This window comes from Novosphingobium hassiacum (genome assembly GCF_014196055.1).
Taxonomy (GTDB): Bacteria; Pseudomonadota; Alphaproteobacteria; order Sphingomonadales; family Sphingomonadaceae; genus Novosphingobium; species Novosphingobium hassiacum.
Genome location: NZ_JACICY010000004.1, coordinates 252,677 through 278,326, shown reverse-complemented (window position 1 = coordinate 278,326; position 25,650 = coordinate 252,677). Strand labels below are relative to the sequence as shown.

Annotated in this window: 20 protein-coding genes and 1 pseudogene; 12 read left to right on the top strand and 9 right to left on the bottom strand. The window is 60.8% G+C overall.

Going from position 1 to position 25,650, the window contains the following annotated elements; genetic code table 11:
- Positions 1–185 precede the first annotated feature (185 nt).
- The gene (locus GGQ88_RS10750; RefSeq protein ID WP_183613157.1) at positions 186–1,490 is read left to right on the top strand and encodes an amidohydrolase family protein; all 1,305 of its coding nucleotides are present in this window, start codon (positions 186–188) and stop codon (positions 1,488–1,490) included.
- Positions 1,491–1,565: 75 nt separating this feature from the next.
- On the opposite strand, the gene GGQ88_RS10745 is transcribed toward GGQ88_RS10750, so the two are convergent.
- The 4 genes from GGQ88_RS10745 to GGQ88_RS10730 all read right to left on the bottom strand — a co-directional run bounded on the left by GGQ88_RS10745 (position 1,566) and on the right by GGQ88_RS10730 (position 7,324).
- The gene (locus tag GGQ88_RS10745) at positions 1,566–2,348 is read right to left on the bottom strand and encodes an SDR family oxidoreductase (protein WP_183613156.1); all 783 of its coding nucleotides are present in this window, start codon (positions 2,346–2,348) and stop codon (positions 1,566–1,568) included.
- 67 nt (positions 2,349–2,415) lie between these two features.
- A complete protein-coding gene (locus tag GGQ88_RS10740) occupies positions 2,416–3,819 on the bottom strand; it encodes an MFS transporter (RefSeq protein ID WP_221214612.1) in 1,404 nt (467 codons plus the stop codon).
- A gap of 56 nt (positions 3,820–3,875) precedes the next feature.
- Positions 3,876–5,066, bottom strand: coding sequence for a thiolase family protein (locus tag GGQ88_RS21285; RefSeq protein WP_343057173.1), 1,191 nt, complete (start codon positions 5,064–5,066; stop codon positions 3,876–3,878).
- The gene (locus tag GGQ88_RS10730) at positions 5,063–7,324 is read right to left on the bottom strand and encodes a CoA transferase (protein ID WP_183613154.1); all 2,262 of its coding nucleotides are present in this window, start codon (positions 7,322–7,324) and stop codon (positions 5,063–5,065) included. Before GGQ88_RS10730 ends, GGQ88_RS21285 begins: the two co-directional genes overlap by 4 nt.
- Before the next feature lie 238 nt (positions 7,325–7,562).
- Here GGQ88_RS10730 and GGQ88_RS10725 point away from each other — a divergent pair, with 238 nt between their 5' ends.
- The 6 genes from GGQ88_RS10725 to sucD all read left to right on the top strand — a co-directional run bounded on the left by GGQ88_RS10725 (position 7,563) and on the right by sucD (position 13,744).
- Positions 7,563–8,690 carry an acyl-CoA dehydrogenase family protein gene (locus tag GGQ88_RS10725; protein ID WP_183613153.1) on the top strand — a complete coding sequence of 376 codons (1,128 nt, stop codon included), beginning with the start codon at positions 7,563–7,565 and terminating at the stop codon, positions 8,688–8,690.
- Entirely contained in the window at positions 8,690–9,901 is a 1,212-nt protein-coding gene (locus GGQ88_RS10720) for an acyl-CoA dehydrogenase family protein (RefSeq protein WP_183613152.1), read from the top strand. Before GGQ88_RS10725 ends, GGQ88_RS10720 begins: the two co-directional genes overlap by 1 nt.
- Positions 9,879–10,745, top strand: coding sequence for an SDR family oxidoreductase (locus GGQ88_RS10715; RefSeq protein ID WP_183613151.1), 867 nt, complete (start codon positions 9,879–9,881; stop codon positions 10,743–10,745). The genes GGQ88_RS10720 and GGQ88_RS10715 overlap by 23 nt, the downstream gene beginning before the upstream one ends.
- Positions 10,742–11,557, top strand: coding sequence for an enoyl-CoA hydratase-related protein (locus GGQ88_RS10710; protein WP_183613150.1), 816 nt, complete (start codon positions 10,742–10,744; stop codon positions 11,555–11,557). Before GGQ88_RS10715 ends, GGQ88_RS10710 begins: the two co-directional genes overlap by 4 nt.
- A gap of 96 nt (positions 11,558–11,653) precedes the next feature.
- Positions 11,654–12,853: an ADP-forming succinate--CoA ligase subunit beta gene (sucC, locus tag GGQ88_RS10705; protein ID WP_183613149.1), complete on the top strand. Its 1,200-nt coding sequence runs from the start codon at positions 11,654–11,656 to the stop codon at positions 12,851–12,853.
- On the top strand, positions 12,854–13,744 hold the full coding sequence (sucD, locus tag GGQ88_RS10700; RefSeq protein WP_183613148.1) for a succinate--CoA ligase subunit alpha: 891 nt from the start codon (positions 12,854–12,856) through the stop codon (positions 13,742–13,744). It begins immediately after the preceding gene.
- 199 nt (positions 13,745–13,943) lie between these two features.
- On the opposite strand, the gene GGQ88_RS10695 is transcribed toward sucD, so the two are convergent.
- The 3 genes from GGQ88_RS10695 to GGQ88_RS10685 form a co-directional block, all read right to left on the bottom strand.
- Positions 13,944–15,110 carry an alpha/beta hydrolase gene (locus GGQ88_RS10695; protein ID WP_183613147.1) on the bottom strand — a complete coding sequence of 389 codons (1,167 nt, stop codon included), beginning with the start codon at positions 15,108–15,110 and terminating at the stop codon, positions 13,944–13,946.
- Between the two features lie 241 nt (positions 15,111–15,351).
- Positions 15,352–16,845, bottom strand: coding sequence for a tannase/feruloyl esterase family alpha/beta hydrolase (locus GGQ88_RS10690; protein ID WP_183613146.1), 1,494 nt, complete (start codon positions 16,843–16,845; stop codon positions 15,352–15,354).
- A gap of 381 nt (positions 16,846–17,226) precedes the next feature.
- A complete protein-coding gene (locus tag GGQ88_RS10685) occupies positions 17,227–19,560 on the bottom strand; it encodes a TonB-dependent receptor (RefSeq protein ID WP_183613145.1) in 2,334 nt (777 codons plus the stop codon).
- Positions 19,561–19,926: 366 nt separating this feature from the next.
- Between GGQ88_RS10685 and GGQ88_RS10680 the strand changes: the two genes are divergently transcribed.
- Entirely contained in the window at positions 19,927–20,133 is a 207-nt protein-coding gene (locus GGQ88_RS10680) for a hypothetical protein (protein ID WP_183613144.1), read from the top strand.
- Positions 20,134–20,289: 156 nt separating this feature from the next.
- Here GGQ88_RS10680 and GGQ88_RS21800 read toward each other — a convergent pair whose 3' ends face one another.
- Complete coding sequence (locus GGQ88_RS21800) at positions 20,290–20,577, bottom strand: transposase (RefSeq protein WP_425490439.1); 288 nt, start codon at positions 20,575–20,577, stop codon at positions 20,290–20,292.
- Positions 20,511–21,059, bottom strand: a pseudogene (locus GGQ88_RS21795) (IS5 family transposase); the annotation flags it as partial. The pseudogene GGQ88_RS21795 and the gene GGQ88_RS21800, both read right to left, overlap by 67 nt.
- 526 nt (positions 21,060–21,585) lie before the next feature.
- Here GGQ88_RS21795 and trbB point away from each other — a divergent pair.
- Genes trbB through trbE form a run of 4 tightly spaced genes read left to right on the top strand, consistent with a single transcriptional unit; the run spans position 21,586 to position 25,649 of the window.
- Entirely contained in the window at positions 21,586–22,569 is a 984-nt protein-coding gene (gene trbB / locus GGQ88_RS10670; RefSeq protein WP_183613142.1) for a P-type conjugative transfer ATPase TrbB, read from the top strand.
- Positions 22,566–22,898: a TrbC/VirB2 family type IV secretion system protein gene (locus GGQ88_RS10665; protein ID WP_343057172.1), complete on the top strand. Its 333-nt coding sequence runs from the start codon at positions 22,566–22,568 to the stop codon at positions 22,896–22,898. The genes trbB and GGQ88_RS10665 overlap by 4 nt, the downstream gene beginning before the upstream one ends.
- Entirely contained in the window at positions 22,898–23,173 is a 276-nt protein-coding gene (locus GGQ88_RS10660; protein ID WP_183613141.1) for a VirB3 family type IV secretion system protein, read from the top strand. The genes GGQ88_RS10665 and GGQ88_RS10660 overlap by 1 nt, the downstream gene beginning before the upstream one ends.
- 4 nt (positions 23,174–23,177) lie before the next feature.
- The gene (trbE, locus tag GGQ88_RS10655; protein WP_183613140.1) at positions 23,178–25,649 is read left to right on the top strand and encodes a conjugal transfer protein TrbE; all 2,472 of its coding nucleotides are present in this window, start codon (positions 23,178–23,180) and stop codon (positions 25,647–25,649) included.
- Position 25,650 lies beyond the last annotated feature (1 nt).

Here is a 25,650-nt window from a genome sequence, read left to right as displayed (position 1 = left end):
AACGCTCCTTCTCTGAATTCCTGATGGAATAACGCCAAACTGCGCGGGAGAACCAGCAGAATCGGCATCGACATGGCAAATCTATATATAATGTTATCCCATCTTGCCACCCTGCTGATAGGGTCGTAGAATCGGATCGCAAATTCGCTGTCTGCAAGCGTCGGCGATTCCGGAGGATGTGCACCATGAACTTGAACGACATGATCCTGATCAGCGTGGACGACCACAACGTCGAGCCGCCCGAAGCCTTCATCCGCCATTATCCCGAGGCGCACCGCGCCGAGGCACCCCGGATTGTCAAGCGAGACGGGAAGGACGTCTGGACCTTCCAGGACAAGATCATCCCGACGATCGGCACAAACGCAGTGGTCGGCCGGCCCCGCAGTGAATATGGGATGGAACCTGACGAATTCGAACAGATGCGCCCGGGGACCTACGATCCGATGGCGCGTCTTGCCGACATGAACGCCAACGGCCAGTTGGGGGCGATCAACTTCCCGACCATGCCATCGTTCGCGGGAAATACGTTCTTTCAGTTCAACAACGAGGCCGCTACCCGCGCTACGCGCGCCTATAACGACTGGCATGTGTTCGAATGGTGCGCTGCAGGTCCCGGTCGCTTTATTCCGATGATCATTCTGCCGATCTGGGATATGAAGGCGACGCTTGAGGAACTGAAACGTATGTCCGACGCTGGCGTCCATGCCGTTTCGTTCCCGGATAATCCGTCGAAGTGTGGCTTCCCCAGCATTCACAATGATTACTGGGACCCGATGTGGAAGGCGCTTAATGACTATCGCATGGTCATCAACTGCCACATCGGCACCGGCACCGTAGCTGCCCACGCCTCGGATGACTCGCCGATCGATGCGTGGATCACAACCATGCCGATCTCGATCGTGAATTCGGCGGCCGACTGGCTGCATGCGCCTATCTGGAAGAAGTTTCCGGATTTGCGCATGGCTCTTTCAGAAGGTGGCATCGGCTGGATCCCCTACTTCCTCGAACGGGCCGACTTCACCCACGAGCACCATCACGAGTGGACATTTACCAACTTCGATGGTGAAAAGCCCTCGGACCTGTTCAAGCGCAAGATCATCACCTGTTTCATCGACGACCACGTGGGCATCGAAAACCTGCACCATATGAACGTCGATATGGTGACCTGGGAGTGCGACTATCCGCACTCTGATACGCTGTGGCCAAACTGCCCGGAATATCTGTGGGAGTCGGTCAAGAACATCGACAAGACGGTGATCGACAAGATCACGCATCTCAATGTCATGCGAGAATACAGCTTCGATCCCTTTGCGATTCTTGGTCGTGAGAATTGCACCGTTGCTGCCTTGCGCGAACTGGGCAAGGACGTCGATGTGAGTCCGCGTACCAACCTTGGCGGGCGCAAGACCGACAGCATGACCGTGGCCGCAGGCGACCGCAAGCCGGTTACCTCGGGTGAAATCATCAAGATGCTGACGGCAGGCGCTTGATCAACGTCATATAACCGGCACCCGGCGGGTAGGCACCTGCCGGGCGGTTTGTTTTATTGCGAAATCGCCGTAAAATCAGGGGCGAAGCACAATTCCCCCATCGACGTTAAGAACCTGCCCGGTCATCCATCGTCCCGCCGCAGAACATAGCAGTAGCAGGGCCCCGACAAGTTCGTCCGGTTCTCCGAAGGCGCGCAAGGCAGCCTTCGCCTCGGCAATCTTCACATAGGGCGAGTCAGGCGGAGTAAGCGCGAGCCCAGCTTCGCTGGCGGTCATGCCGGGGGCGATTGCGTTGACAGCAATTCCGTCGCGCCCAAGCTCTTTGGCAAGCGTTGTGGTCAATCCCAGCAGAGCAAGCTTGCTCACACCGTAGACACTTGCTGCAGGGAACGCGCCCGACGAAAGAATGTTAACGATCCGGCCTCCGCCACGCTGCCGCATCTGTGGCGCAGCAGCCTGCGCGCAGTTCAGAGCGCCAGTGACATTGACCGCCATAATCCTGTTCCAGTCCTCGATGGACGTAGCAATCGCTGGCTTGAAATCCAGTTCGGCCATCAAGGCGGCATTGTTGACGATGATGTCCAGCCCGCCGAACTCGCTCACCGCCTTGGCGACCATCGCCCGCACGCTGTCGGGATCTGTAATATCAACCTTTGCCGGAAGGGCGCGCCCACCGGTGGCGACAATCTCCTCCACCACGGCAACCGTCGCGTCGCTGCGCGATGCCACCACGACGTTGGCGCCCGCTGCCGCCAACCCATGCGCAAACGCGCGTCCGATGCTGTTCCCGCGCGCGCCCACGCCTGTAACGATCGCGGTTTGACCATCAAGGCGGAACTGGTCGAGTGAAAAAGCCATAAGCTGTCCTTGGTGGTTATCTGTTGCGCTCGAACATTATGTGCCGGTGCCGGCTGTCTTCGATCTGCTAAGTCAGGTTCGGCAAACCCGCCCTGCGCGGCAGCAGCAATGAGATGAGCGCAGCGCTCAGGGTCAGGCACATAATGACGACAACAGTCAGCATGAACGCATGGGCATCTGGATAGGTGCCGCGCGTACCCTGTTGCGAAATCGTGCTTGTTGCGAGCAGGACCGCGATGAGCTGGGAACCGACACCCATGGCGATCGAGCGGACAACGGCAAGCATTCCTGTAGCCTCGCTGGTCCGATCTGGCGGTACTGCGCTGATCACGACGTTGGGACCGGCAGCATATAGGATCGCCGTACCCAGGGTGATGATGCAGAAGCTTAGCCCGATCTGCCAGACGTTGTCGTGGAATATCAGGACGAACACCCATCCCAGAGCAGACAGCATGCCGCCCCCGGCCATGACTGCACGTCCACCCAAGCGCGTCGTGGAATAGCCACTCAGCGGACCGGCGAAAAAAGCAAGGACGTTGGCCGGAAGTTTGACAAGGCCAGCCACAGCAGCACTCAAGCCCAACCCGATGCCTGTCCATACCGGCGCCTGCATCATGATCGAAAAGACGAGGGTCATCTGCAGCCCGCCGAGTGCGATCAAGCCGTAGGAGGCGTTGGCGATCGCGACATTGCGGTTTGCGAACAGTCTGACATCGATCAGGGGGTCAGCATGCTTCAGGCTACGACGAATCCAGATCACAATCAGCGCCAACCCGCCGGCAAGCAGCCCGAGCACGGTGGGACTGGTCCAGCCCCAATCCTTTCCTTCGCTGATGGCGATGAGTATGGCGAGCAATCCGGGCACGAAAAGCAGTGCGCTGCCGACGTCCAGCTTCGCGCGGGGTCCCTTTTGTGCGGTGGATCGGGGCACGAAGAGCAGCAGTAGAGCGAACGACAGCGTGGCCATCCCCGCGCTGGCATAGAAGATCGCCTGCCAGCCAAAGTTGTCGACTATCGATCCCCCGATCACAAGTCCCGCTGCCGACCCGGCCGAGGCGCCTGACATGATCACGCCAACCGCCAGCGGCACCTTGGTTGGTTGCATGTTTTCACGCGCCATACCGAAGCATAGGGGGAGTATCGCACTCGAAATGCCTTGCAGCCCACGGCCGATAAGAATCAGAAGAAACGAGGAAGAAAGTGCGCTCAGCAGCGACCCGCACGCGATTACTGCCATCAGAACCAAGGACACACGCCGGCGTCCATAGATATCACCAAGCCGGGCGATGATGGCCGCAGCAGCCGCGCCGACGAGCAGATAGACCGTGATCAGCCAACCCACCGCAATCGGGTCTCCGAACGCCTTGATCAGCTGTCCGCTTGCAGCATAGATCATCGCGGTTTCGAAGGCTGCGGTAACCTCGACGACAAAAAGGGCGCACATCAGTAGGATGGAGGCTGTTCGGCTCATGAGCATAGGGTCCGTCGGGTAGGCCGCGCCGATATCGGCGAGACGAGTAGCATTCATCAATCGCGTACGAGCAGCATGGCGCCGCCGAGCGGGCCGCCGCCCATGCCGCAGACGGCCGTGCGAGGATCACCGCTCACCTGCCGCCCGCCACCTTCACCCCACAGCTGGGTGCAGGCCTCGTGGAGCAGTCCGAAACCATGCAGTCTTCCGGCAGAGAGCTGCCCGCCACCGGTATTGGTAGGAAAGCGCCCGTCGATCAGGAGTTGGCCATCCGCAATCAAATGCTTTGCCTCGCCATGGCCGCAAAATCCCAAGGCCTCGAGCCATATCGGGACGAACATGCTGAAGCCGTCGTAAAGGGCCAGGACCTGGACGTCCTCGGGTTTCAGGTCCGTCCGCCGCCAAAGGTCCCGACCTGCGTCGTGGGCGGCCATCGTGGTCAGGTCTGCTCGCTGGTCCCAAGTTTCCTTGCTTTCCATCCCCGCGCCGAAAGCCTCGATCCGCAGCGGCGGCTTTCGGCAATCGCGTGCTGCATCCAAGGCAGAGACTATGAAGCAGCAGGCACCATCGATCGGAATGTCGCAGTCGAACAGGCCCAGCGGGGTGGAGATCATCCGCGCAGCAATGTAGTCTTCCATGGTCAGCGCGGTTTTCATCACGGCTCGGGGATTGTGCAACGCGTTAGCGCGCTGGCTCACAGCGATCATCCCGAGGTGTTCGCGCGTAAGGCCGAATTCGTGCATGTAGCGAGTGGCCATCCAGCCGGTCCAGTTGGCTGCCGACGGTGCGTTCATGGGCAGATACCATTCGAACCAGCCGCCTACCCGGTCCGACGTGCCCGATGGGACGCTGGCCCGCTTTCCGGCGCTCTGCGACGACGATTCGGTGAGTAGCCGGAAGCAGAGGACATGTCGGGCATGACCCGTCGCGACTGCCATGGCTGCAACCATCAGCGCACTCATCTGTGCTGGCCCTTCGGCTGTATTACTGTGCCAGGTAGTCTTGAGACCGAGCGTGTTGCGCGCTTCGCCCACGCCCAAAGGCGACATCCCGGGCGATGAATCCATTTTCCCCGGAAAGGTGCAGATGCCGTCGATATCGTCCCGCGTCAGTCCCGCGTCGACAATTGCCTCGATCGCCGCTTCGGCAAGGAGAAGCGTCGGTGCGATGCCGGTCTTGCGGCCGATCGTTGACATGCCCGCTCCGGTTATCGCGACGGGACGGCCAAAGTTCTCAAATAGGCTCACGCCAGGTTCTCCTGCTCGCTGGGTGCCACGACAAGCCCGCAATCGAGCATCTCGGCTATTTCTGTGGGTGTGAAACCAAACTCGGCGAGCAGTTCGCGGCTATGTTCGCCCGTTACCGGTGGAGCCCGGTCGAGCTTCACATCCATGTCGTGGAAATCCAGGAACGCGCCCACCTGGTCGAATTGGCCGTAAATGCGATGGGGGTAGGTCGCTACCAGTCGGGCGGCGCGATTGGCTGGATTATCGAGGAACGGCAAGCGCTGGTCACGCATTGCCTCAACCGCCGCGCCGCCTGCTGCAGCCACTTCAGCCAGAGCCACGGCTACGGACGTCTGGATGAAGTGCCGTTCCAGTCCCGCGATGTCATCGACCCCGGCGATTTCCAGTAAGCGGTCGTAAGCACCGGCCGATTCGGTTACGGTCATGATCCATCCATCAGCGCAGCAGAACAGACGCCGCTGGGGCGAAAGACCCATCTGGTCGCCATCAAGCTGCGGATAGGGCGCGATGCTGCCATCGGGCAGAACGACGGTTTCGCGCAACGTCAACAAGCCGGCACCAAGGAGCGAGGCGGCGACCGCCGAACCTTCACCGGTACGATCACGGTGGTGCAGCGCCAGCAGGGTCGCCACCAGCGAAGCCATGGCGCACTGGTGATCCATCATGCCGAACCGGTTCCATATGGGGGGGTTGCCTGGCCCGGCGCTCTCGTATTCCCAGCCACAGGCCGCCTGAAACAGCTGGTCGTAGCCGGGCCAGTCCTTGCGTGGCCCGGTTGGCCCGTACGAGCTTACATGAGCGTAGACGATCCGCGGATTGATCGCCCGGAGTGTTTCATAATCCAGGCCCAGCTTGCGCGCAGCGGGCATCCGCAGGTTGTGATGCACAATATCGGCCCACTTTACGAGCCGCTCGAGCACTTTGCGGCCTGCCGGATTCTTGAGATCTACCGCGATCGCTCGCTTGCCCCGCTGGCATGCGGTGAACGACCACTCCACCCAGCGCATCTGGTCACCGCTCGCAGCTTCCAGCTTGATGACCTCGGCACCCATCATCGCCATGATCATCGGCGCGAACGGCCCTGCAAGGAAGTTGCCGAGATCGAGTACTTTCACGCCCTCGAGCGGCATGCGCAAGGTGGTACCCGCCGCCGCACGAAGCGGGCGCGGGGCCCATCGAGCCACCACCGCCCGGGCATCGTCAATTACGGGGGCGGGGTTGCGCACCTGCGCGGGTGGATTGACCTGCAGTGGCGAACCAGGCTGGAGCGTGCGTCCAAGCACCGGGTCATCGATTGCGACGACATATCCATTCGCGCGCGCCTGCTCGTCGAAGTATGCCTCGCCCATCGACAGGCACGGCTGCACGCTGACATCGTGAGCCCACAGTTCGTCGAGCCATTCTTGCCGCGGACGGGTACGAAAAACGATCTCGTTTGCGCCCCAACTCGGCAGGACCGGAAAGCTCTTTTGCGCAACGGCTTCGGCCCGCACGTGGGGGTCAAGTGCATCGAGCCCCTCTTTCATCTTGGGCGCATGGTCAGGGGAGCTCATGACATGAAGCCATTCCCCGTCGCTGCACTGGAATGTGAAATAGGGTATGTTCTTGTTGCGCCCGTCGCGAAGCGACTGCGTTTCACGCTCCGCGCGGTGCCAGAACATGATGACTGATGTCAGCGCACCTTGAACTAGGCTGGTATCGGCCGCGCCGCCACGCCCCGTCTTGTCCCTCGCGATGAGGCGGGCGACTATGCCGGCGGCACTGAGGTAAGCTGCACCGCCTTCACCCAGCAGGAAACGCAGGTAAACCGGCCCTTCGCGTTGAGCCGAGCGCTGCTCGTCGCAGAAGCCCGCTTGCGCCATTGCCAGGGCTTCGTCCACCGGCGTTCCGGCCAGGGGATGGCCCGTCGGCCAGCTGCCGATGTGGCTCGATATCAGATCAGGAAATTGCGCTGCCAGGTTTGCGTTGTCGAAGAATCCGTCAAGGTCGCCGGGCATGCGATCGTGAATCAGGACGTCGGCGGCTGCGAGCAGGCGAGTCAGTTCCCCCGAGCCATCCGGACTTTTCAAATCCAGAACAAGGGATCCCTTGCTGCGGTGGATCACAGCAAAGTTGGGCGTTCCGCGCTCGGGATCGCCGCTCGGCGGCTCGATCCTGACCACTTCGGCACCAACCTCGGCCAGCAGCATTGCCGCCAAGCCCGCTGCATGATTGGTCGAAAGATCGACGATCCGGACGCCGGCCAGGATTGCGGTCAACTCAAGTATCCTTCCCATATCGTTCCGACGACTTTGCACCGGTGTTAGCGCATGCCGGCACCCTCGGCCAGACCATCTTACTTGTTTAGCATGGTATGTTCTAAAAGACCGTGTTGATCATGCTAGCGGAACGAGGCAACCGGTGCTAGCAAACACTGCGCATGATCGCTTGAACTTATATAGCTTGGTAAGATATGTGCTTTGAGAATCGAACCAGATCGCTAAGGGGCCGTTCGCAATGAACTTCGACCTGTCGGATGAACAGAAAATGCTGGCCGAGCAGGCGAATGGCCTGCTCGCCGAACGATCCCCACCCGATCGCCTGCGGCAGCTCATCGATGCAGGTGCCGAATGGGACGAGCCGCTGTGGCGTGAACTCGCCGAAATGGGCTTCCTCGGCGCGGCGATTCCCGAACAGTTCGGTGGCGTTGGGATGACCCGGCTTGATCTTGCGGTGATCAGCGAGGAGCTGGGCCGGGCCAACGCTGCCCTGCCATTCTTCTCCTCGATCGTTCTTGCCGCCGAGGCGATAATGCTGGCCGGTAGCGAAGAACAGAAGGCCCGCTGGCTTCCTGCGCTCGCCTCGGGTGATACGATTGCGACCTTTGCCTATGCAGAGGGTCCGGGCGGCTGGACAGCCGATGTCCTGACTGCCCAAGTTCGCGACGGCGTGCTCGACGGGCAGAAAGGGCCCGTGGCCGACGCCGGGATTGCCAGCCTTGCCATAGTCCTGGCACATGACGGATCCGGCCAACCTACGCTGGGCCTAGTCTCGCTGGATCACCCTGGCGTGACCCGGACCAAGCTTGCGAGTTTCGACCAATTGCGCGCGCATTACGAGTTGCGGTTCGACGGTGTGCCGTTCGAGCCGTTGGCTGCTGCTCCCGCAGACGAAGTACTGGCCAAGCTGTTCGATCTCGCTGCAGTTCAGGCCGCGTTCGAGGCCGTTGGCGGTGCTGACGCCTGCCTCAAGATGGCCCGCGACTATGCGATGGACCGGCAGATCTTCGGCCGCCCGCTGGCTGGTTATCAGGCCATCAAGCACAAGCTTGCCGACATTTTCGTTGCGATCGAGCTGGCCCGGTCGAGCGCGTTCTATGCAGCCTGGGCTGCGACGTACGGCGAGGAAGAACTGCCCGCTGCAGCAGCAGCGGCGCGGCTGAGCGCAACCGGCGCGTTCGAGCAAGCGGCGCGTGAAAACATTCAGGTCCATGGCGGCATCGGCTATACGTTCGAAGCGAACTGCCACTTCTATTATCGCCGGGAACGGACCCTCGCGACGGCGATCGGCAACAGGGAGGTCTGGGCGAACCGCCTGATCGATTCCTTCCTGACGCAGAATGCAAACGTGGCGGAGGTAGCCTGATGGACTTCACAGATTCACCCGAAGAAGCCGCTTTCCGCACCGAGGCGCGCAATTGGCTGAATGCAAACGCGCCTGCGCACGAACTGCCACGCGGGGTCACTCTTGATGACGCCGACGAGGTCGCGCGTGGCACAGCTTGGCAGCGCCGGCTTGCAGAGGCGGGCTATGCTGGCATTCTGCTGCCCCAGGCGCTTGGTGGGCGCGGGGGGACGATCATGGAGGCGGTGGTCTTCGGTGAGGAAGAGGCCCGCTTCAACCTGCCAAAGGGCCCTTATATCATTATCGGCCTCTCGATGGCCCTCCCTGTCATCGCCAAGCACGGCACCCCGGAACAGATCGAACGGTTCGCCGCTGCGACGCTGCTGGGTGACCTGACATGGTGCCAGTTGTTCTCCGAACCCGCGGCTGGCTCCGACCTTGCTGCGGTGCGCACACGTGCGGTGAAGGACGGCGACGACTGGGTGGTAAACGGGCAAAAGGTGTGGTCGAGCTGGGCGCATTTGTCCGACTGGGGTATCCTCATCGCCCGGACCGATCCCAGCCTGCCGAAGCACAAGGGGCTCAGCTTTTTCGTCGTCGACATGAAGACGCCGGGGATCGATGTACGGCCGATCCGTCAAATTTCGGGCGCGTCCGACTTTAACGAGACCTTCTTCACCGACGTCCGTATTCCCGATAGCTGCCGTATCGGTGCAGTCGGGGAAGGCTGGGCCTGCGCGATGACCGTGCTCACCGGGGAACGGTTGAACCAGGGCGGCAGCGACAATGGCGAGGGCATCGGCGGTCTGATCCACTACGCTGCACGCACTCCGCGCGGCCGCGGCACTGCGCTTGACAGCGAGGCCGTGCGCCTGTCGCTTGCCATGGCATACGCCGAGGAGCAGGCCGAGCGGCATTTCCAATCGCGCATGCGCACCATGGTTTCTCGTGGCGAGAATCCCGGCGCGATGGCCGCTGTCGTCAAGCTGGCTTTTGCCAGTCGCTACCAGAAGACGGCAGGGCTGGCGATGGAACTTCGCGAAATGGCGGGTATTGCACACCGTCCCGAAGAGGCTGACACTGCGCGCATTTGGTACGACTATATCTGGTCGACAGCGCTGCGGATCGCCGGTGGTGCCGACGAGGTTTTGCGCAACCAGATTTCGGAACGCGTGCTGGGCATGCCCGGTGACATCCGGGCGGACAAGAATGTCCCCTTCGACCAGCTCTGATCACTCCAACCAGCGGGCCTCTTTTGCGGGGCGCCTGGTATTCGTCGCGGGCGGCGGAAGCGGGATCGGCGAGGGGATTGCTCATGCCTTTGCCGCAACAGGCGCTTGCGTCGTTGTGGCGGACATCGATCCCGGCCGCGCAAGCGCTGCGGCAGCCGCCATTCGCGCCGAGGGTCACAAAGCGGTCGGCATGACGCTCGACGTTACCGAGCCCGGTGAATGGGGCAGGGCGCTGGACAGTGCAGAGCAGCAGTTCGGACCGCTTGGCCTGTTGTGCAACAGCGCTGGGGTGGTCGGTGCAGGGGTGCCGGTGTGGGACATTCGTCCCGATCGCTTCAGCCGGCTGTTCGATATCACCGTCCTTGGGGTGCTTCACGGCATCCGGGCTGCTGTTCCCAGAATGCGTGCCAATGGCGGCCACATCGTTACCGTAGCTTCAATGGCCGCAATCAACTCGGTTTCCGGGCTGGGAGATTACAGTGCGGCCAAGGCAGCTCTGCTGGGCCTGACGGACTCCCTTTCCTCCGAACTCGAGGGGAGCGGCATCGGAGCCTCGATCGTCATGCCGGGGCTTGTCCGCACGCGGCTTCGCGAGACTTCGGCAGCATTGTTGGGCGAGCAGGAAACGCGGATGCCCATGGTATCCATTCCCACCGACCTTTACATGGAACCCGGCGCGGTGGGGCGCATCGTCCTTGAAGCCGTGACCGAGGGAGAACGCTACATTTTCACTCATGAAGAGCGCAGGGCCGAAGTGGCACGTCGCTTTGCGGCTATCGAAGCGGGCTTCAACCGCCTGTCGGCCACACATCCACAGCAACGACAGCACGAGGCCGATCAATGAGCGACGGGAACGATTGCGGGCCTGCACCCGAGATTCTGGTGGAACGCGTTGAGGGGGTGATGACCATCATCTTGAACCGACCCGACCGCCTGAATGCGCTCGTGTCTTCAATGATGGCGGCTATGGCGGACGCCGTAGCCGATGCAGCACGTGATCCAGAGGTGGGCTGCGTGGTTCTGACCGGTGCCGGGCGGGGCTTTTGCGCGGGAGGCGACATCAAGGGTGGTGGAGAGGCAGCAAGCGCGACACCAGAGCGGGGAGGAAGGGTGGAGCAAAGCTTCACGCGCCTGCGGGGATTCATGGAAACCTCCCGCCTCCTGCACGAAATGCCCAAGCCTACGATCGCGATGGTCAATGGTCCTGTCGCAGGTGCCGGCATTGGCTTGGCCGGCGCATGTGATCTGCGCTTTGCCGGTGAGTCTGCGACGTTCCTTTCGGCGTTCGACCGAATTGGAGCCTCGGGCGACTTTGGCGCTACGTGGTTCTGGTCGAAGATCCTTGGCAGCGGGGCGGCACGCGAGCTGTTCTTTCTGGGCGAAAAGCTGGGTGCATCCGATGCTCTGGCCAAAGGAATTTATAGCAAGGTCTTCGCTGACGCAGACTTGCGGCGAGAAACGATGGCGCACGCAAAGCGGCTTGCCGACGGACCGCGCATGGGTTGGCGCTACATGAAGGCAAACTTGAACATGGCTGAGGACGGCCAGTTTGAAACTGCGCTCGACCACGAGGCGATGAACATGTGCCTCTCCACCTCCGCTGCTGCTTCGATCTATCTTGCTGCAAAGAAGCGCGCAGAATCCGATCGAAGCTGAAGGCAAAATCGTACTCCGTCATTCATAGCCGACTTGAATGAATTTTTTGGTACTGCGGCAACTCGCTGCCGGACTGTTGTAGTTGAAGGATCACGCATGAACGTTCACGAATATCAGGGCAAAGAACTGCTGGCCAAATTCGGCGTCGGCATCCCGGCCGGCATCGCCGCGCTGACGGTCGAAGAAGCCGTTGCAGCCGCCAAGCAGCTCCCCGGACCTCTGTATGTCGTGAAGGCGCAGATCCACGCGGGCGGCCGCGGCAAGGGCAAGTTCAAGGAACTCGGCCCCGATGCCAAGGGCGGCGTGCGCTTGGCCAAGACCATCGAGGAAGTCGAGGAATTCGCCAAGGAAATGCTCGGCAACACCCTCGTCACCATCCAGACGGGTGAAGCAGGCAAGCAGGTCAACCGCCTCTACGTGACCGATGGCGTTGATATCGCCAAGGAATATTACCTGTCGATGGTCGTCGATCGCGGCACCAGCCGGATCGCGCTGATCGTGTCGACTGAAGGCGGCATGGACATCGAGGAAGTCGCCCACTCGACGCCGGAAAAGATCGCCACGATCGTGATCGATCCGGTCGAAGGCTTCATGCCGCACCACGGCCGCGCTGTCGGCTTTGCGCTGAACCTGACCGGTGACCTCAACAAGCAGGCCGGCAAGATCGCTGGCCAGCTCTACAATGCGTTCGTGGCGCTCGATTGCGACATGCTCGAAATCAACCCGCTGGTGGAAACGAAAGACGGCAACCTGCTCGTCCTCGACACCAAGATGAGCTTCGACTCGAACTCGCTCTACCGTCACACCGACGTCTTCGCGCTGCGCGACGAGACTGAGGAAGACCCGGCAGAAATCGAAGCCAGCAAGTATGACCTTGCCTACATCAAGCTCGACGGCAACATCGGCTGCATGGTCAATGGCGCTGGCCTTGCCATGGCCACGATGGACATCATCAAACTGAACGGCGAATTCCCCGCCAACTTCCTCGACGTAGGCGGCGGCGCCAACAAGGAGAAGGTGACGGCTGCCTTCAAGATCATCCTCAAGGACCCGGCGGTGAAGGGCATTCTCGTCAACATCTTCGGCGGGATCATGAAGTGCGACATCATTGCCGAGGGCATCGTTGCTGCGGCCAAGGAGGTGAACCTCTCGGTTCCGCTGGTTGTCCGCCTCGAAGGCACCAACGTGCAGCAGGGCAAGGACATTCTCGCCAATTCGGGCCTGCCGATCGTCGCCGCCAACGATCTGGGCGATGCCGCCCAGAAGATTGTCGCTGAAGTTCGAAAGGTCGCGTAAATGTCCATCCTAATCGACAAGAATACCAAGGTCATCACGCAAGGCATGACCGGCGCTACCGGCACGTTCCACACCGAACAGGCGCTGGCATACGGCACCCAGATGGTTGGCGGCGTGACCCCCGGCAAGGGCGGCACGACGCACATTGGCCTGCCCAACTTCAACACCGTGGCCGAAGCGAAGCACGTCACGGGCGCAACCGCATCGTGCATCTATGTGCCGCCTCCGTTCGCTGCTGATTCGATCCTCGAAGCCATCGATGCCGAGATGGAACTGATCGTGTGCATCACCGAGGGTATCCCGGTGATGGACATGGTGAAGGTCAAGCGCGCGCTGGTCGGTTCCAAAAGCCGCCTGATCGGGCCGAACTGCCCCGGCGTGCTGACGCCGAACCAGTGCAAGATCGGCATCATGCCGGGTTCGATCTTCAAGGAAGGCACCGTGGGCGTCGTCTCGCGCTCGGGCACGCTGACCTATGAAGCGGTGTTCCAGACATCGAACATCGGCCTTGGCCAGACCACTGCTGTGGGCATCGGCGGTGACCCGGTCAACGGCACCAACTTCATCGACGTGCTGGAACTGTTCCTGGCCGACGAGGCGACCAAGTCGATCATCATGATCGGCGAAATCGGTGGCGACGCTGAAGAAATGGCCGCGCAGTTCCTGATCGACGAAGCCAAGCGTGGCCGCAAGAAGCCGATGGCCGGCTTCATCGCAGGCCGCACGGCACCTCCGGGCCGCCGTATGGGCCACGCCGGTGCGATCGTTTCGGGCGGCAAGGGCGATGCGGACAGCAAGATCGCAGCGATGGAAGCCGCCGGCATCAAGGTCTCGTCCTCGCCTTCGCTGCTGGGTGAGACGCTGGCCGAAGTGCTGAAAGTGCGCGTCTGATCGCGTGAAAGGTCTACGCTCCGGAAAGGCCGCCATGCGTTGGGGCCTTTCCGGCTACTTAATATCCAGCTGTTACGATGGGGACCCGCGTCGCGTGACGTTGAACCAACGTCAGATAAACGCCTACTTTCGCCAACACGCAGCGCTGGCGCCCGTAATAGGTGCGAACAGCAAACGGCCTTGGCCGTGCTTGCCAGAACTAAGGTTTTGGCCTGCCCTCGTTGCCCGCGCTCCCCTGTCGAGGACGGCTAACAGACAAAAATCGACGCTGCTCTGCAACAACTTCCTGGATTGCGGCCCGGGCATCGCGGCAGAAGTACGGCAGATTAACGAAGCCGTGCGGCATCGCGGCGTAAGCCGTGAGACGCACGGGCACGTCGGCTTGGCTTAATGCTTTAGAGTAAAGAATGCCGTCATCGTATAGTGGGTCATGCCCTGCAATCTGGATCAGTGCGGGCGGCAGGCCGCGCAAATCCGGCGCACGAAGTGGAGAAAAGCGCCAGTCCTCGCCGCTGTTTCCACCCAGGTACGATTTGATGAAGGCGCGAATTGCTGCAAGGTCCAGCATTGGAGCGTTCGAGTTTGTAACATAGGATCTGGTTTCAGCGACCAAGTCGACAGAAGGATAGATCAGCGCCTGGTGGTGAATCTCCGGGCCTCCCTCTTCGCGGGCCAGGAGGCTGGCTACGGCTGCCAGGTTCCCGCCAGCGCTCTGCCCCATTATACCTATCCGCCCCGCCTCGGCGCCCAGTTCGGTCATTTTCGCTGCCGCCCACTTCAGTGCATCGAAGCAGTCGTTCACTCCCGCCGGGAACGGATGCAGTGGCGACAAGCGATAGTCTACCGAGACGACGATAGCATCAAGATCCCGTGCAACAGTACTGGCGATCCAGTCAGTTCCGTTAAGGTCCCCGGCCGACCAGCCTCCACCATGAAATACCACCACAAGCGGCCGAGGCACCGCTGCCGACAGTTCAGGGGTGTAGATTCGTACAGGGATGGCGCATTCTCTGCCTGGAATGGCACGGTCTTCAATATGCACGCCACGAACGGGGACGCCACCTATCATCCGCGTCATTGCCGTGGCTCGTGGCCTGGGTTTCTTCTGGGCCTCTGCGTCAGGAGGTCTGACTTCGGTGGTCGCCTCAATCAGCTTCCCCAGTAACCTTGCGCCAGCCGTCAGTGGTTTTTGCACAACCGGTCGAGAAAGCAGATCCTGTGCCCTTGCACTTTGGTCGCCGGAACCATCAAGCAGGTTCGCGACGCTCCTACTGCTAGCAAGCTCGCGCGCTAGCTTGATACCGCCGAACACAAGTGCGCCGCTTGCGGCAAAAAGCGCGCGACGCCGCCTTATTCGATCAGCCATGGCGTGTGCAACTCCTTGATTTTCGGCAGCCGACCTATCCGCTACGCAATATTTTCCCGAACAGCGCAGGTTCGACTGACTGTGGCCACATGAATGCGATGTTGATCTTCTCGCCGTCGGCAACGGGAGAATTGCAGGACATTGATCGTGAGCGCTTGGGAAGGCGTGCTGGTCTCTGTCTTCCACCGACGGCGATCAAATCTCGATCAAGCTGACTGATCAGTACATTCAAACAGATGCGTCAAGGTGCCACGCACTTGAAGCTTGCTGCAAGATTAAGGTCACCCGTTCCTCGGTACACCGGCCGCGACGGAAAATCGCACAACGGACGAGTGCGGCCCGCAGCGCTGGGTCTGGCATCGGTCGTTATCAGGCTGCCAAGCGCAGGGGCAGTCCCGCCCTCTGCCCACGCCTCAAGAACCGGGAGCGAGTCAAACGTTGCCTGGAACCCCCCGACAGGGCCTGGCGCACCATGGGCAAAGCCTGGGATTATATAGAACCGGAAGAAGTCTCGTGTGGCAGTTAGCCCCAACAGCTTCACGATCTTGGTGTAGTAGTCGATCGGCACCTGGGGTCCGATGATACTGTCCGCCACCCCGGTAACCATCAGGATCTTCACGCCCTTGCGGCGGGCGACGTTTGCATTGGCCGCAGTAGTCATGCTGTCTTTTAGAGACGCAAACCGCTTCCACTGCGCCACCCAGAATGTGGGATCATGCGTGATGATGTTTTCGTCCGGTTTGCGGGTGACGAAGTAGCGAATAGGATCCTGGGAACCGTTCGCGTTGAAGTTCTGGCGGTAGTCGGGGGTCGCACCAAAATAGGGTATAGTCGCCGGACCGCCGAAAACCATGTAGCCCGCCATACTCTTTTCGTTATTTAGTTCAAATGGGAAGGGATTGCGCGCTCGAACGGTCCCCAACGCTTTCATTTGGGCGTCGCTGAGGCAGGTGTCGCCAGTGTCTGCGCCATCAGGACAACGCAGCGAGTCTACCGGGAACTTTGCCTCGCACGCGTCTGGATTGGAGATGAGCTGGTCGGCCGCTCCATCCATTGGGTCGCAGATCGCCAGCGCTTTCGTCCGGATCATCGCCTGCTTCGCCGGATTTATGTACGACCCCGGCACGGCGTTGGCGCCATAGAGTTTCTTGAACATTGTTGCGTTGTTCAGCACTCCGGCAGCCGTGTTGATCCCGGGATAGTATACGATCGCTCCACTATACTTTTCAGGCCAAAGGGACACTGCCGCCAAAGACTCCCCGCCGCCTCCGGAACCGCCGTTGATGTACTGTTTGGTCGGAGCTGACCCATAGAACCTGATCATCAGAGACTGCGCGACGTCCAGTGTCTTGCGCAACGAAGCGCTGGTGAAGTTCACGAAAGCCTCCTCATTCATGCCAAACGTGGCATCGACGAGTGGGCAAAATGGTCCGAGCGGTGCTGATTGTGGAGTACAGGTTCCGGTGTGGCCGCTATCGCTGCCGAACGTGGCGTAGCCTCGATCGAGCGGAGTTGGAGACTGGGAAGGTGCGTGGACGACGTTGTCGAGCCCCGTCCTAACGATCCCGTTGAAGCCACCGCCAGCAAACTGCATTGCCTTGTTGTTCCAAGAAGACGGGAGATTGGTCTGGAACTTGATTGGCGGCGCTTGCGGATCGACCGGGCTTATGATTCCGACGACTTTGCAATACTCCGGAGTAGAGGCAGTCGCACCGACCAGAGTTGCGCTTTGCACCGCGGCGCCAGTCGTGGGAAGCGTTATGGTCGTCGCGGCAATCGTGGCCCCCTGAAGTTCAGCACACCGCTGCGTGAAGCTTGCTGCTGTCGGCGTGGGAACGGCTGTTTGTGCGGAGCGATACGATGGCGCTTGCATCGTGCCACTGCAGCCCGCGATTACCAGCGACAAAACGTTGCAGACGATGGTCGCATGGATTCGCGAACCTTTGGCCCGATATCGCTTAGAACCCTCTGTCATGATTCACTCCTCCACGAATTTTTGAGTGCGAGCAGGCACAATAGCTGGCGGCGCACCATTGGGATTCCATGTCGAGCCTTCAGCACGCCGCGTGGCGTTTGCTCTCGCGGTGTGCTGGGCTCTGTGGAAATCTAACGCGATCTATTGTGCGTCCGCGCCGAAGCGGACGCGCATGCCTAAGCCGAACATGCGTGGTTCGCTGAACAGTGCGGCCCCGACGCCAATCGACTCGTAGGTCGGGGCGTAGTAGCTGTAGAATACTTTGTCCGTCACGTTGGTGACGAAGGCGAACAGCTGGATCGGAGAGCCCATGACATTGTCGAGAGACGCACGGAGGTTCAGAATTCCATAGGCTTTCTGATCGGCGGTCGGGTCTACAACCGTCGCGAACGGGTTGGGGTTTCGTTGAGCGCCCGTCCAGTTGTAGTCGCCGAATAGCTCTAGATCACCAAGCCCCGCGATCTCTCGGTCATATGTCGCCGTTACACCAAACCTGTCTCTCGCTCCCCCGAACTTTGTGCCAGAGAAGTCCGTCGGCACGCTGTTCACAACGCGGGTGAGCTTGTCGTACACCCCGTCGAAATGGCTGTAAAATCCGCCAAGGGTCAGCCCGAAACGGGTTGCAAAGGTGGCCTCAATCTCAGCTCCCTTTAGCGTAGCCTGAGGGCCGTTTAGAACCAGGGTTCGGATTTGATTGTCGACAGGGTCGCGGAAGACGTTGGTGAATTGAATGTCATCGTACTTCGTTCGATAGAGTGCAGCATTAAGACGCAATTTATTCGCACCGACTTCTATCTGGGTTTTCGCGCCCAGTTCAATGTCGGTCACGAACTCAGGCTGAAATTCCGTTTCTGGCGATCCAGCCCGCGCGTTTACATTGAAGCCACCGCCCTTGTAGCCACGGCGGGACGCCACATACAGCAGGGTATCGTCATTCGCCTGCCAGTTAATGCCTGCGTTCCAGGTCGTCGCACTAAAGCTGCTTGCAAATGGAATGCACGTCCGACCACCTGCCGGAGGCGGAGTCGGACAGACGCCGCTGTCGGGTGTGGGAACAACCGTGGGCGACAGATAGCTTAGGTTCTTCAGCGTGCGTTTGTCATCTGTGTAGCGGACGCCGCCCGTGATGCTGACGCCGGTTAGCAAATTCCCAAGATCATATGTGGCGGATGCAAAGGCTGCTTTGCTCTTGAACGTGCGCTGCGAAACCGTGATGCTCGGCCTCAAGCTGGGATTGAACTGAAGGATCGCGTCGAAGGTATTCGTCCAGGGTTTGACATCATCCGCGTAGAGACCGGTTATCCAGTCAAGTTTGTCGTCGAAGGACTTCCCCTGGAGCTGAAGCTCGCCAGAGAACTGTTTTTGCGAGGGCGGACCGCTGGTACCGCCTGTCCAGCCGGTCTCCGGCACATACGCGAGAAGGGGGAGTGGCGAGGAATCAATGTCGTTCGTGTTGCGATGCCTGTAGGCACGATAGCCCAGAACCAACTTCACGAGATACTTTTCGGAGAACCGATAGGTCGAAATGTTGGTTACGCCGTGGGTCTCAGTCACGTCGTAGAAATCGGTCACAGAATGGGCCGTCTTCCGAATGCCACGAGCCTGCTGGAGCGCCAGAAACGGAGCCAGAAAACTTAAGGGAGCGGCAGAATTGACCGAGGTCAGAATCATGCCTGCTCCATTCGTGTCGCTCTTGCTGTAGTCGACCAGCAGATAGTTCTCGAAGTCCGCGGAAGGCCGGGCAGCGATACCCAACCGCGCAGCCTTGTAACGGCGGTCGTCGAGATTGACGCCATTGGTGACTTCACGGGTGTAGCCGTCACGGTCAAAGATATCGAAAGCCGCGCGTACGAGCAGTTTATCATCGACCAATGGCGCATTGAGCGCTCCTTGGAAACGCCGCAGACCGAAATCACCCACTGTCGCTTCGGCGTATCCGCCAAATTCGTAAACAGGCCTTTTGGGCTCGAGCAGGACGGCGCCGCCCGTTGAGTTACGTCCGAATAAGGTGCCTTGGGGGCCCTTGAGCACCTGTACGTTTTGCAAATCGTAAAACGAGCCGCCGACAGCGGTGATCGTCGGCACTTCTGCGACGTAAACAGTTACAGCCGGATCCCCACCGCCGACGGCACCTGAAAGGCCTCGGATCGTAAAACTGGCGGCAGAACGGGTCGATGTGGGGTTTCCTACCGTCAGAGAGGGTACGCGCCCGGTAAGGTCTCGCGGATCGACGATGTTCAGCTTGCGAATTTGCTCGGTGGCGATCGCGGTAACGGCGGCAGGCACCTTCTGGAGAGGCTCTTCCGTCCGCCGGGCCGTCACGACAATATCCTCAATCTGCGCCGCCGAGGACTCATTCTGGTTTTGCGCAGCGCCACTGGAGGGCAAAACCAAGTCTTGTGCACGTGCCGGATTAGTAACCGCCACGGCAACCGCTGCGGCAGTCGACATCAGGCACGCAAGTCGCATGCTCATAGAACTCTCCCTTGAATGTTAGCATTTTTTTGCCGAGGTTCAGCACCCCCGGATGTCCGCTTAAAGTGCACTCATCCGCTTTTCGCGTCAAGAATTTTAGTTGACTCATTTGTCAAATAGTTTTCAATCTGTTTTACAAGTTAGATTATCTCGTATCGTTATCATGTTGAACACGCGGCGCGAGCCGACGTTGCACGGATCGTGCTGAAGGACCTGCTTCCCCGCGCCTTTTGGGAGCGCTAGGTCGACATGGTCACGGAAGACACGACCTGAGTGATGTAAATTACCGGCATCCGCACACTCGAAGACTCCGCCTGACTGCGTGTGGCAACCGACCAGTACTCTCGCTTTGCTGTCGGTTGGCCGATGCAGAGCCGACAGAACACCAGTGTGGTGCTAACCGCGCTGCGCCCGTGGGTGGCAGCAGTTGCGCTCGGCTTTGGCAGAATTGCGCCGGCAGGACTGGTCTCGGATCTGCCGGGGGTGCCAAAAGGCACACTAGGCTGGATCAATATCGATGTGTCGGGTGAGCTTATTGCAATCGACAGCCAGGTCCGTCCAGTCGCGCTATAGCTGGTGCTCGATTTCGTCAGGACGTTTGGAGTTATAAGCCTGAATGCAGCTTGAGCTTTTTGCGTAGTGCCGGCTTGGCCTTAGCCACCACCGGTTCGACTGGCGCCGCCCAGCGTTCGGAAACCAGCTTCTCTGAGATCCTGATTCGGAAGTTTCTCAATTCCAGCAATATCTTGCGGTTCTGCACGTGACCATGCGGATTGAAGCGATCAGTGCCCAGGCGGTTGAAGATGCGATGGACTTTTCCCAGTCCTTGGCAAGCCGTCGGCAGCGGCCGAGCCATGCGAAGGTTCGCTCGACAACCCATCGCGGGGTAGCACCTCGAAGCCTTTGGCCCTGTCCGATCGCTTGATGATGTCGATTGTCCACTTGCCCATGCCGACGAGAGCGGATCGCAGTTTGTCGCCTGCATAGCCGCCGTCGGCGAACACGTGGCGTAGCCATGGGAACCGCGGGCGCGCTGCAGCCAGCACATCAACAGCCCCGTCGCGGTCTTGGATGTCGGCAGCGTGGACGAGGATGAAGATCAGGAAACCGCAGGTGTCTGTCAGGATGGGCCGTTTACGGCCTTTGACCTTCTTGCCAGCGTCAAAGCCAGATATTCCGCCACTTTCAGTAGTCTTCACCGACTGGCTATCGATCACTCCAGCACTAGGTGAGGCTTCGCGTCCTTCGATTTCCCGCAGGTTCTTGACCAGCACGGTGTTGATGGCTTCAAACAGACCGGCATCGCGCCAGGCGTAAAAGTAGCGCTGCACCGTCGACACCGGCGGAAAGCACTTGGGCAAAAGTCGCCACGCGCACCCGCTCGCGGCAATGTAGAGTATCGCGTTCGGAACTTCGCGCATGTCTGCCGTTCGAGGTCGGCCTCCACGCCTGGCCGGAGGAACGAATGGCGCTGTCAGCGCCCACTCCACATCTGTCATATCCGATGAATATCGCAGTCCCTCCCGGCTATGCTCGCGCCGGGCAATACCAGTCCATGTCACCATTCACTCCATCTCTTCGCAAAGAGGTGTGAATCACAACATGCGGGTATTGCTCAACAACTTTCGGTTCGGGCTCTGATTCCGCTGGCAATCGCGCCGGTTCACTGGAGCATTCGATGGGTGCAACCTTGAAATCCATTTAATGACGCAAGTAGCATGTTTCCAAAATAGCTATGAATGATCGACAAGGTGCAGTGAAAGCGCTTCGGCTGCATCCCGTTGATCGTCGTTCAGTGGGCTTATCAAATTTGCGCTCTGAATGTCTGATTATCGCCAACTGATGCCCGATTCCGGACAGTTTCGAACGTCCGCGAATCCAGATGTGACCATGCCGTCAGTTTCTTGACTTTCGCCATGCTACGCCGTGTGCATTTGCTTGTTGCCTTCCCCTGATCTGATGCCCTTTTGATCTGCCTCGCGAGCGCAGCCGGTGGTCGGTTGCCTTGCTCACATGAGGCAGCCGATGACCGTCATCCCGATCCAATCGCAGGCATCGTCGCGCGGTGCGCGCATGCTCCGCACTGCGCTGGGGCCGGCGATTGCGGCCTGGCTCGAGGACGCCTCTGTAATCGAAGTCATGCTCAATCCCGACGGACGACTCTGGATCGACCGGCTGGGAGCCGGAATCGCCGATACGGGGAGCGGGATGTCCGCTGCCGATGGCGAGCGGATCATCCGGCTAGTTGCGCACCATGTCGGGGCCGAAGTTCATGGCAACTCGCCGCGAATATCGGCGGAGCTTCCCGATACTGGGGAGCGGTTTGAGGGGCTGCTGCCACCTGTCGTGGCCGCACCGAGCTTCGCGATCCGAAAGCCTGCCGTCGCAGTGTTCACGCTCAGCGACTATGTCACGGCGCAGATCATGTGCCGATGGCAGGCCGATGCACTTTGCCATGCGGTTGCGGACAAGAAAAACATCCTCGTCGCCGGCGGGACATCGACCGGCAAGACGACCCTTACCAACGCACTGCTTGCCGAGGTCGCCAAGACCGCTGACCGCGTGGTCCTGATCGAAGACACCCGCGAACTGCAATGCGCCGCGCCCAACCTCGTATCGCTTCGTACCAAGGACGGCGTTGCAACCCTCTCCGACCTGGTTCGCTCGGCCCTACGGCTGCGGCCAGACCGCATTCCCATCGGTGAGGTGCGCGGTGCCGAAGCCCTCGATCTGCTCAAGGCCTGGGGCACCGGTCACCCAGGTGGGATCGGCACCATCCATGCCGGATCCGCGCTCGGCACGCTGCGGCGCATGGAGCAACTCATCCAGGAAAGCGTGGTCACCGTGCCGCGCGCGCTGATTGCCGAGACAATCGACGTCATCGCCGTACTTGTCCGTGACGGCACCGGGCGGCGGCTCGCCGAACTCGCCCAAGTCACCGGGCTCGATGAGCACGGCGACTACCGCATTCTTCCCATAAACCCCCATCCCCGAGGAGACCGTTCGTGATCCATACCTTTTCCCGTGCCCGCACCCGGATGTCCGCAGCCGTGCTTGGCAGCCTTGTGATGCTTGCGGTCGCCACGCCAGCCCATGCCGCCGGATCATCGATGCCATGGGAGGCCCCGCTTCAGTCGATCCTCGAATCCATTCAGGGGCCGGTGGCCAAGATCATCGCGGTGATCATCATCATCTCGACCGGGCTGGCGCTTGCCTTCGGCGATACGTCTGGGGGTTTCCGAAAGCTGATCCAGATCGTGTTCGGCCTGTCGATCGCCTTTGCCGCCTCGTCCTTCTTCCTGTCGTTCTTCTCGTTCGGCGGCGGAGCGCTGGTCTGATGGACACCACGCCGCCTGGATTGCCCGACGGATTTGTCGTTCCCGTTCACCGCGCGCTGACCGAGCACATCCTGCTCGGCGGTGCGCCACGCGGCCTCGCGATTGCGAACGCCACGCTGGCAGGGGCGATCGGCCTCGGTCTCCGCCTCTGGATCGCGGGCCTGGTGATCTTCGCGCTCGGCCACATGGTTTCGGTCTGGGCGGCGCGGCGCGATCCCCAGTTCGTCGATGTCGCGCGGCGGCACTTACGTTTTCCCACTTATCTGAGGGTCTGAGCCAATGCTCTCGCTTCGCGAATACAGGAACAAGGCTGAGCGGCTTGCGGACTTCCTGCCTTGGGCGGCGCTGGTCGCGCCCGGCGTGGTGCTCAACAAGGACGGCAGCTTCCAGCGCTCGGCCCGCTTTCGTGGTCCTGATCTCGACAGTGCGACGCCTGCCGAGCTGATCGGAACGACGGCCCGGCTCAACAGTGCACTGCGTCGGTTGGGGTCGGGCTGGGCGATCTTCGTCGAGGCGGTGCGCCGCCCCGCACAGGACTATCCCGACAGCACCTTCCCGGATCCGGCCTCAGAACTGGTCGAGCGCGAACGCGCCGCGCAGTTCGCCGAGGAAGGCGCGCATTTCGAGAGCGGCTATTTCCTGACGCTGTTGTGGATGCCGCCTGCCGAGGACGCCGCGCGCGCCGAGAGCTGGCTTTACGAGGGCAAGGTTGAAAAGGGCATCAATCCCAAGGAGCTGCTCGATCTCTTCATCGATCGCACCGAGCGGCTGTTGCGCCTGATCGAAGGTTTCGTACCCGAAGTCGCCTGGCTCGATGACGCCGAGACGCTGACCTATCTGCACAGTTGCATCTCGACGCGGCTTACCCAAGTTCGCGTTCCCGAAATCCCGATGCACCTCGACGCGCTGCTGGCCGACGAGCCGCTCACCGGCGGACTCGAACCGCGCCTGGGTCGCGCGCATCTGCGCACGGTGACGGTAAACGGCTTTCCCAGCGCGACCTTCCCGGGCCTGCTTGACGAGCTTAACCGGCTCGCTTTTTCCTACCGTTGGTCGACCCGCGCGATCATGCTCGACAAGACCGATGCGACCAAGCTGACCGCGAAGATCCGCCGCCAATGGTTCGCCAAGCGCAAGTCGGTCGCCGCGATCCTCAAGGAGGTCATGACCAACGAGGCATCGACACTGCTCGACAGCGATGCCTCGAACAAGGCTGCCGATGCCGATGCAGCGCTGCAGGAGCTTGGCGCCGACCATGTCGGCCAGGCCTATGTCACCGCCACGGTCACCGTCTGGGACGAAGACCCCGCTCTGGCGGCTGAGAAACTGCGTCTGGTCGAAAAGGTCATCCAGGGCCGCGATTTCACGGCGATTGTCGAGGGTATGAACGCGGTCGAGGCCTGGCTCGGATCGCTCCCCGGCCATGTCTACGCCAACGTCCGGCAGCCGCCGATTTCCACGCTCAACCTTGCCCACATGATCCCCCTATCAGCCGTGTGGGCCGGGCCGGAACGGGACGAGCACTTCCGCGCACCGCCGTTGTTCTATGCGCGAACCGAAGGCTCGACTCCGTTCCGGTTCTCACTCCATGTCGGCGATGTCGGCCATACCCTGATCGTCGGCCCCACGGGTGCGGGCAAGTCGGTCCTGCTCGCGCTGATGGCCATGCAGTTCCGGCGCTACAGCCAAGCTCAGGTTTTCGCGTTTGATTTCGGGGGCTCGATCCGCGCTGCTGCTTTGGCCTGCGGTGGTGACTGGCAGGATCTGGGATCAAGTCTTTCCGAAGACAGCGCTGGCGCAGTGCAGTTGCAGCCGCTGGCGCGCATCAACGAAGCTGCGGAGCGCAATTGGGCGGCCGAGTGGTTGCAGGCCATTCTCGCTTCTGAAGGTGTCACCATCGATCCGGTGACCAAGGAGCATCTCTGGTCTGCGCTTACATCTCTGAGCACGGCACCGGTTGCCGAACGAACGCTGACCGGCTTGGCCGTACTGCTCCAGTCGCAGGCACTCAAGCAGGCCCTGGCCCCTTACTGCATCGGCGGGCCGTTCGGACGACTGCTCGATGCGGAGGTCGAGCATCTGGGCGTGGACAGCTTTCAGGCTTTCGAGACCGAAGGCCTGACCGGATCGGCTGCAGCGCCCGCAGTGCTTTCCTACCTGTTCCACCGGATCGAGGGGCGGCTCGACGGCTCGCCGACGATGATCATCATCGACGAGGGCTGGCTGGTGCTCGACAGCCCGGCGTTTGCCGCACAGCTGCGCGAATGGCTCAAGACGCTGCGCAAGAAGAACGCGAGCGTGGTGTTTGCGACCCAGAGCCTCGCCGACGTCGAATCCAGCGCGATCGCGCCCGCCATCATCGAAAGCTGCCCGACCCGCATCTTCCTGCCCAACGAGCGCGCGGTCGAACCGCAGATATTGAGCATCTATCGCCGCTTCGGCCTCAACGACCGCCAGATTGAGATCTTGGCCCGTGCGACACCGAAGCGCGACTACTACTGCCAGTCCGCACGCGGCAACCGGCTGTTCGAACTGGGGCTGGGCGAGGTCGCACTCGCGTTTACCGCCACGTCGTCGAAGACCGACCAGCTGACGATCGGCGAACTGACGCAGGCGCACGGAGTTGACGACTTCGCGCGCCAGTGGCTGCGGCGTCGTGGTCTAGCCTGGGCCGCCGACATGCTGCCCGCACCGCAACCTGTTCCCCCAGCCCGAAGCCCCAAATCCCCCTCGGGCCAACCCCAGGAGTAGT